Origin of the sequence: Kitasatospora sp. NPDC057936 (assembly GCF_042887525.1) — a bacterium.
Classification (GTDB): domain Bacteria; phylum Actinomycetota; class Actinomycetes; order Streptomycetales; family Streptomycetaceae; genus Kitasatospora.
This window is the reverse complement of record NZ_JBHVPD010000116.1, coordinates 22,296-29,979: the sequence shown is the minus strand read 5'-3', so window position 1 is coordinate 29,979 and position 7,684 is coordinate 22,296. Positions and strand designations below refer to the sequence as shown.

10 protein-coding genes are annotated in these 7,684 nt (G+C 73.9%); 2 read left to right on the top strand and 8 right to left on the bottom strand.

The window, feature by feature from the left end:
• Positions 1-39 precede the first annotated feature (39 nt).
• Entirely contained in the window at positions 40-225 is a 186-nt protein-coding gene (locus tag ACFVU9_RS39600; RefSeq protein ID WP_359972893.1) for a PspC domain-containing protein, read from the bottom strand.
• A 197-nt stretch (positions 226-422) separates the two neighbouring features.
• Complete coding sequence (locus ACFVU9_RS39595) at positions 423-911, bottom strand: hypothetical protein (RefSeq protein WP_387602005.1); 489 nt, start codon at positions 909-911, stop codon at positions 423-425.
• 143 nt (positions 912-1,054) lie between these two features.
• Here ACFVU9_RS39595 and ACFVU9_RS39590 point away from each other — a divergent pair, with 143 nt between their 5' ends.
• Positions 1,055-1,732: a PhzF family phenazine biosynthesis protein gene (locus tag ACFVU9_RS39590; RefSeq protein ID WP_380439066.1), complete on the top strand. Its 678-nt coding sequence runs from the start codon at positions 1,055-1,057 to the stop codon at positions 1,730-1,732.
• On the opposite strand, the gene ACFVU9_RS39585 is transcribed toward ACFVU9_RS39590, so the two are convergent.
• From ACFVU9_RS39585 to ACFVU9_RS39570, 4 genes are all read right to left on the bottom strand, one after another.
• Positions 1,686-2,348 (bottom strand): VanZ family protein, encoded by a 663-nt coding sequence (locus ACFVU9_RS39585; protein ID WP_387602002.1) that lies wholly within the window; start codon positions 2,346-2,348, stop codon positions 1,686-1,688. The two genes, ACFVU9_RS39590 and ACFVU9_RS39585, sit on opposite strands and share 47 nt — an antisense overlap.
• 94 nt (positions 2,349-2,442) lie before the next feature.
• Positions 2,443-2,778: a hypothetical protein gene (locus ACFVU9_RS39580; RefSeq protein WP_380498883.1), complete on the bottom strand. Its 336-nt coding sequence runs from the start codon at positions 2,776-2,778 to the stop codon at positions 2,443-2,445.
• Entirely contained in the window at positions 2,775-4,319 is a 1,545-nt protein-coding gene (locus ACFVU9_RS39575) for a sensor histidine kinase (protein ID WP_387601999.1), read from the bottom strand. The genes ACFVU9_RS39580 and ACFVU9_RS39575 overlap by 4 nt, the downstream gene beginning before the upstream one ends.
• 46 nt (positions 4,320-4,365) lie before the next feature.
• Positions 4,366-5,043 (bottom strand): response regulator, encoded by a 678-nt coding sequence (locus tag ACFVU9_RS39570; protein ID WP_188308557.1) that lies wholly within the window; start codon positions 5,041-5,043, stop codon positions 4,366-4,368.
• A 280-nt stretch (positions 5,044-5,323) separates the two neighbouring features.
• Between ACFVU9_RS39570 and ACFVU9_RS39565 the strand changes: the two genes are divergently transcribed.
• Positions 5,324-6,286, top strand: coding sequence for a SigE family RNA polymerase sigma factor (locus tag ACFVU9_RS39565; RefSeq protein WP_380439108.1), 963 nt, complete (start codon positions 5,324-5,326; stop codon positions 6,284-6,286).
• A 207-nt stretch (positions 6,287-6,493) separates the two neighbouring features.
• Here ACFVU9_RS39565 and ACFVU9_RS39560 read toward each other — a convergent pair whose 3' ends face one another.
• Together ACFVU9_RS39560 and ACFVU9_RS39555 are read right to left on the bottom strand one after the other, a co-directional pair.
• Entirely contained in the window at positions 6,494-7,132 is a 639-nt protein-coding gene (locus tag ACFVU9_RS39560; RefSeq protein ID WP_380439074.1) for an ATP-binding protein, read from the bottom strand.
• A 47-nt stretch (positions 7,133-7,179) separates the two neighbouring features.
• On the bottom strand, positions 7,180-7,587 hold the full coding sequence (locus ACFVU9_RS39555) for a hypothetical protein (protein ID WP_387601995.1): 408 nt from the start codon (positions 7,585-7,587) through the stop codon (positions 7,180-7,182).
• Positions 7,588-7,684: the final 97 nt, after the last annotated feature.

Sequence of the window (7,684 nt, the reverse complement as noted above, 5' to 3'; positions counted from 1 at the left end):
CCCCGGTGATCCCGGTGGTGCGCGGCCCGTCGCCGTGCGTCACGGCTCCTGGGGGAGCAGCACCCAGAGCGCCAGGTAGATCAGGAACTGCGGGCCGGGCAGCAGGCACGAGGCCAGGAAGATCAGCCGGACCGTCCAGGCCGACAGGCCGAAGCGCTCGGCGATCCCGGCGCAGACGCCGGCGATGACGCGGTTGTGACGGGGACGGGCGAGGCGCGGGCTCATGGTGCTCTCCGTGGAGTCGTGCCCGGTCCGGCCTCTCCGGCGGGCGTACTTCCATGCTCCGCCGCCGCCGGCCCGGAATCCTCCGCCCACCAGGCGATTCGCCCGCCCCGCGTCTCACCGGCGAGGCGTACCCGCGAGTCGGGGCCCCCTCAGGGTCCACCCCGAGTCCCCGCGGGCGGGTACCCCCGGTGCGGGGGTCAGTTCGTGTGTGGGGGCTGCTGGGGCTGGGCGTAGGGGTTGTCCGCGACGGGCCGGGCGGGCGGGATGGTCGGGATGGTCGGGGCGGGCTGGGCGGGCTGGGCGGGCTGGGGTGCCGGGGCGACGGGGGAGGGTTGGATCGGCTGGGCGTTCGGGTCGTGGGCCGCCGGCGCCGGCGGCTGGGCCGGCTGTGGGGCCGCCGGGGCGGTGCGGCGGTTGACCACGGCCTTCACGGAGCCGGCGATCAGCAGGACCGGCAGGATGAAGGCCTGGAAGTAGATGTGGTAGACGTCCTCGTCGAAGACGAAGCCCAGGTAGTAGGCGTAGCCGGCGAACGCGGCACCGGCGAGGATGTTGAGGATCCGCCAACCGCCCTTCTGGCCGCCGACGTTGATGGCCCCCAGGATCACCATGGCGATGCCGCTGACGGCCATCAGGGCGACGTACCAGGAGAACAGGGGGTGGTTGCCGAAGTCGAGGTTGTTCAACGCGGGATCCTGTGGGCTGGAATGAGAAACGGTGAACCGTCGGGGACGAGAGCGCACGGTACTTGAGGCGTCCGGCATCCGTCTCGGGCCTTTCGTCACGGAGTCGTCGTGTTCTGCTGTAATCCGGCTGAGAGGGTGGGGAAATGACTGACTATGAGGTGCTGCGGGTCTTTTGCGGGCCCGGCGGGGAGTGCGGGAACGCTCTCGGCGTGGTGCGGGACGGGGCGTCGGTGCCGGGCCGCGACGAGCGGCAGGCGGTGGCCCGGGAGCTCGGGTTCAGCGAGACGGTGTTCGTCGACGACCCGGTGCGGGGCGTGATCGACATCTACACGCCCACGCTGCGGCTGCCGTTCGCCGGGCACCCGTGCGTCGGGACGGGCTGGCTGCTCGGGGTGGACCGCCTCGTGACGCCCGCCGGCGAGGTGGGCGTCCGGCGGGAGGACGGGCTGACGCTGATCGAGGCGCGCGCCGACTGGGCGCCGCCGCGCACCCTGCGGCAGTACGGGTCGGCGGCGGAGGTGGACGCGCTGGAGGTGCCACCGCCGGGCGAGTGGGTCTACGCGTGGGCCTGGCAGGACGAGGCGGAAGGGACGGTCCGGGCGCGCGGCTTCCCCGGGCGCGACGACGGGATCGACGAGGACGAGGCGACGGGCGCGGCGGCGCTGCTGCTGACCGCGCGGCTCGGGCGGGCGCTGACCGTCACGCAGGGCCGGGGCTCGCGGATCGTGACCGCGCCGCGCGGGGCCGGGCTGATCGAGGTCGGCGGCCTGGTGCTCAGGGAGCCGGCTCGGCCGACGCCCGGGCGGCCGGGACCGGAGTGATCGCGGCGGCGACCGGGGGGCTCACCAGGCTGGTCATCTTCGAGGTCTTCGGGGCCTTCGCAGCCTTTGCCGCCTTCGCGGCCTGAGGAACGCCCTCCGTCGCCCCCTCGGGCCCGCGGGCCCGGGGCCGCCGCTCCCGCACCAGCCGCCGCAGCGCCGGGACGAGGGCCACGTGCGTCACGGCGACGCCGATCACCGCGAGCAGTATGTGGTCGACGTTGAGGACGTGCCCGGGCGTCCAGGAGGAGAGGAACTCCAGGCCGGTGGCCAGCAGGGCGGAGACGCCGGTGGTGCGCAGGAAGGACGGCAGCCACGGGGCGCGCGGCCGCCCGCCGGCCAGCGGGAGCAGGACGCCGAGCGGGGCCAGCAGGACGAGCTCGCCGACCACCTGCCAGGCCGAGGAGGAGCGCAGGGAGGCCAGCGGCGTGAGGTTGGCGTCGTAGACCCAGGCCACCGGCAGTGGTCTGAGCACGACCAGCCACAGGACCAGCGACAGGTGGAGGGCGAGGCCCGCCAGTCCGACCTGTCGCAGGGGACGGTGGACGGCCGGCGCCGGCCCGGTGTCGGTCCGTGCGCCGGAACGCTCGTCGCGTGTCCTGGTGCCATCTCGCTGCACGGGGGGAAGGACGTGAGCCGGTGGCGCGGCGGTTCCACGCCGGGCGTGAACATTCCGACACGCGCCCCGATCCGCCCCGAGCAGGCGGGACCCGTCACTTGCAGGCGTTCGCCGCCGCCGTCGGCACGGCGCTGAACACGTTGTCCTGCGGCGGGGTGGTCGGCCCGGCCGGGCTGGGCGACGGGCCGGGGCCCGCCTTGGCGGTGCTCCGGGCCGCGGGTGGGCTCGGTGCGACCGGGGTCGGGGTGGCCGGCGCGGTCGGTATGTGCGGGGCGGTCGGACAGGCCGTCCGGCTGGCGGGGGCGCCCGCGTCCACCGGGACGGCGGTCGGGCGGATCCCGCAGCCGGAGGCCAGCGCGAGCAGGAGCAGTACGCCGGCGGCCCGGCGGGCGGTGGGAGGCCGGACGGCGGCGGGGGCAGGGGGGTTCACTGGGCGTCCTCGTGCTCGACGGCGTCCCGGACGGTGCCGTCGCCGGCCCCGTCCTCGGACGGCGGCGGTGGCGGCGCCAGCGGCAGCGTCAGCGTGAACACCGCCCCGACCTCCCCGTTCGCCGCCGTGATCGTTCCCCCGTGGATCTGTGCGTTGGCCATCGCGATGGACAGGCCGAGGCCGCTGCCCTCGGAGCGGGCCCGGCCGCGGTCGGCCTTGTAGAAGCGGTCGAAGACGTGCGGCAGCACGTCCTCGGGGATGCCGGGGCCGCTGTCCGAGACCTCGACGACCACCGAGCCATTGGTCTCCCGGACCTTGACCCGCACCGGCGAGCCGCCGTGCTTGAGCGCGTTGCCGATCAGGTTGGCGAAGACGACGTCGAGGCGCCGCGGGTCCACGACGGCGAGGATGCCGCGCGGGGCGTCCAGTTCGACCGCGTCGTACCAGGCCCGGCCGTCGATGCAGGACATGATCAGGTCGGCGACGTCCACCTCGTCGGCGACGAGCTTGGCGGTGCCGGCGTCGAAGCGGGTCACCTCCATCAGGTTCTCCACCAGGTCGGACAGCCGCCGGGTCTCGCTGACGACGAGCCGGACGGCCGGCTCGATCATCGGGTCGAGCGACTCGGCCTCGTCCTCCAGGATGTCGGTGACGGCCGTCATCGCGGTCAGCGGCGTGCGCAGCTCGTGCGACATGTCGGCGACGAACCGCCGGCTCTGCGCCTCGCGCGCGCTCAGCTCCTCGACCTGCTCGTGCAGTGACTCCGCGGCGCGGTTGAACGTCCGCGCGAGGTCCGCGAGTTCGTCCGAGCCCTCGACTTCGAGGCGGGTGTCCAGACGGCCCTCGCCGAGCGCCAGGGCGGCGTCGCCGAGCCGCTTGACCGGCCGCAGCACCGTCGCCGAGGCGGCCTGCGCGAGCAGCGCCGAGCCGATCAGCGCCAGCAGGGTGGCGATGGCCAGCGACCAGCCCAGGGTGTTGAGGTCGGCCCGCTCGTTCTCCAGCGACTTGAACATGTACGCCGTCGGCCCGTTCGGCACCACCTTGGTGCCGCCGATCACGAACGGCCGGCCCTCCAGGTTCTGCCGCTGCCAGTACAGGTGGTACGGGTACGGGTTGCTCTCGGTGACCTCGCGCGGGCGGGCCACGGTGGACTGCAGCGCGGCCGGCACGTCGGCGAGCGTGAAGTGCGCCGGGTCGGAGGAGGCCGGGCACTCCGGGTGCGCCGGGTCGACCACGACGACGTCGTAACTCAGCCCGGAGCTGGCGACGTTCGTGGCGAGCGCGGCCAGGTCCGGGCAGCTCGCGCCCATGGGCAGGTCGGAGACGTTCCGGGTGAGCGAGACCCGGAAGTCGTTGAGGGCCGTGTCCTGGGCGCGCTTGAGCACCGCGTCGCGGTTCAGCCAGTAGGCGATGCCGGAGGCCGATACGGCGGCGAGCAGCGCGACCGCCGCGAACACCGCGATCAGCCGGACCCGCAGCGAGCGCAGGCTGCGCCACTTGCCCGTGGCGAAGCGCCGGGTCGTCGTCTGTTGGTCAGTCACAGGAGCCTGTCGTCGTACGGGAGTTTGCGGGCACGGAGGGCGCGGCTCAGGACGGCGGGTCCAGCCGGTAGCCGACCCCGCGCACCGTCCGGATCAGGGTCGGCGCGGACGGCACGTCCTCGACCTTGGCCCGCAGGCGCTGCACGCACGCGTCCACCAGGCGGGAGTCGCCCAGGTAGTCGTGCTCCCACACCAGCCGCAGCAGCTGCTGGCGGGAGAGCGCCTGGCCGGGACGGCGGCTGAGTTCCAGCAGCAGCCGCAGCTCGGTCGGGGTGAGCTGGAGGTCCTGCCCGTCCTTGGTGACGGTCATGGCGGCGCGGTCGATCACGACGCTGCCGTACGCGGAGGAGTCCGAGCTCTCCCGTTCGCCGCGCCGCAGCACGGCCCGGATCCGGGCGTCCAGGACGCGCGGCTGCACCGGCTTGACCACGTAGTCGTCGGCGCCGGACTCCAGGCCGACCACGACGTCGATGTCGTCGGACCGGGCGGTCAGCAGGATGATCGGCAGCTGGTCGGTGCGGCGGATCCGGCGGCAGACCTCGAAGCCGTCGATTCCGGGCAGCATCACGTCCAGCACGATCAGATCGGGCCGCTGCTCCTTGAAGAGCCTCAGACCGTCCTCGCCGGAGGCGGCGGTGGCCACACGGTGGCCCTGGCGGGTGAGGGCGAGTTCGAGGCCGGTCCGGATGGCGTCGTCGTCCTCGATCAGTAGGAGGAAAGGCACGGCCCCATTTTGGCCCACCGGAAGCCGCGAATCACCCCCCGGACCGGTCACCGTCCGTTCGGGAACCGGAAGGAGCGCCACCGGCGTCCGGTAGGAGGGAGGCGGACCGAGGCGTTCGGCCCGTCCCCTGTGACACCCCTGTGACAGTCGGCGGACAGCGCCATCACAACCGCCGGGCAGGATTTTCCATGTCGCCGCAGGACAGCGGGCCAACCGGGCCGCTGGAGGGCGGCAACCGGAACCCGCTCGTACCGAACCAAGGGGGCGCACGATGAACGCCATGCTTCAGACCCGGACCAACCCGGCTGTCCGCACCGCGCGTTCCTCAGCGACCACCCACCGGACCCGGTACGAGATCAGGACCGACGAGAACTCCGGTGCCGTCACCGTACGGGGGTGCGCACACAGCACCGGGAATCCTGCCACTCGCCGGGTGAGCGGCGCGGGCAGGGCGGGGGAGCTGTACGGGATCGGCCGGATGGGGAGTGCGGTCGACTCCGCCAACACCCTCACGCTGCGGGGGATCCTCCCCGTCCGCGTCGAGGGCAAGGACGCCCTGGGGGGCAACGGGGGGAACGGCCTGCGGAAGGTCGGCTCGGGGGAGCCGACCGGCCGCGAGGCCGCCGGTGCGACGCTGCTGCGGCTGAACCCCGCCGCCGCGCGCACCACCGAGGCGGGACAGGGAGACGCGCAGGGGGAGCACCCGGCCGTCGCGGAGGACCACATCACGGAGTTCACCGCGTACGTGCGCGAGCGCCGCGCCTCCCTGTACGCCACGGCGTACCACCTGACCGGTGACCGCTACGAGGCCGAGGACCTGCTGCAGAGCGCGCTCTTCAGCACCTACCGCGCCTGGGGCCGGATCACCGACAAGGCCGCGGTCGGGGGCTACCTCCGCCGCACCATGACCAACCTGCACATCTCCGCCTGGCGGCGCCGCAAGGTCAACGAGTACCCGACCGAGGAGCTGCCGGAGACGGCCGGCGACACCGACGCGATGGGCGGCACCGAGCTGCGCACCGTGCTCTGGCAGGCGCTGGCGAAGCTGCCGGAGAACCAGCGGACCATGCTGGTGCTGCGGTACTACGAGGGCAAGACCGACCCGGAGATCGCCGACGTGCTGGGGATCAGCGTCGGCACGGTCAAGAGCAGCATCTGGCGCGCCCTGCGCCGCCTGCGCGACGACGAGCACCTGAACAAGTCCGGCGACACCATGCGGGCGTTCGGCGAACTGGTCGCGTGACGGCTGTAACGGGAAGGGACGCTCGAAGCGTCTGAGTAACAGGGGACTCCCGTCGGGGGACGGGAAGAGGACGGTCACGGACTGCGGACGTCGGCTCGGGGGAGCGATGTCCACGGGGGAGCCCGACGACCGTCCGAACGCGACGGGCCCGGTGCGGGGGAGACGCACCGGGCCCGTCGTTCTGTCGTCCGAGGGCGACCCCGGGTGTCACACGGACGAGAGCTGCGGCTGTCCGGCCGCCGCGGTGATCCGGCGGACGGCCTCCGGGCCGGCGCACGGGTGGGCGCCCAGGGCGACCTGGCGGCCGACGATGGACCGCTCGGCGCGCATCAGCCGCCAGCCGCGGCGCAGCAGCACCGGCAGCGACTTGCGGCCCTCGCGGACGTCCCGGCGCAGCCGGCGCCAGGCCGTGGTGAGCGCGCCGTTGCGCAGGCACAGCGCGTCGCCGAGCAGGCCCTCGTCGGCGCACCGGACGGCGATCTCGGCGGCGAAGATGCCCTCGGCGATGAACGCGGGGGCGCCGGCCAGGTCGAGCGTGCGGGTGCCGACGCGGCCGTTGTCCGGGATCGAGTACACCGGCACCTCGGTGCGGCCGGTCTCGTGGAGGTCGCGGATGGCGGCGACGGCCTGGTCGCGGTGCCAGGCGAGCGGCGAGTCCCAGTCGACCGCGCCGTCGGGCAGCAGTGGCAGGGTGGGGTCGTCGCCGTCCTTGTAGAAGTCGTCGAGCTGGAGCACCGGCAGGCCACTGCGGCCGGCGAGCGAGGACTTCCCGGATCCGGAGGGGCCGGACAGCAGGACCACCCGGGCGCGGGTCGTCGGCACAGGGTTCAGCGGCTCGTCACTCACGGGACACCAGTCTGACGCATCCGGGCCCGATGCCGAAACCGGTCGGACTACACCGGTTCCGCCGCGGCCGGCGCGGCCAACGCGGCGTGCAGCAGCGGGAGGTGGGCGGTGTCGGTCTGGAGGTAGACCAACGGGCCGGGCCCGGGCGGCCGGTAGGCGGTGGCCGCCCAGTCCTGGTCGTGCCAGACCTCGGGCTCGGGCTCGTGGAACTCGCCGCCGGCCGTGAGCTCCAGGCGCAGGGCGGATGAGGCGAAGGTCACGGTCGCGGAGGCGGGGGTGATCAGCAGCCGGCCGTTGACGTAGCCCGCGTCCTCGCCGGGGTGGTCGACGCGCGCCGAGCAGGGGATCCGGGCGGACCGTCCGGCGGCCAGCTGGCGCCGGGTGCGGGCGAGCCGCAGCCGGCGGACGAAACCGTCCGCGAACAGCGCCATGAGCTCGCCCAGGACCTCGCCCATCGGGTCTCCTCTCCCGTCCTGCCGTCCCTTCCCAGTGTCCGGACGGGCCGGCCGGGCCGGGAGCGCCGAAGGGATCGTCCCGGTGCGACCAAAGTCG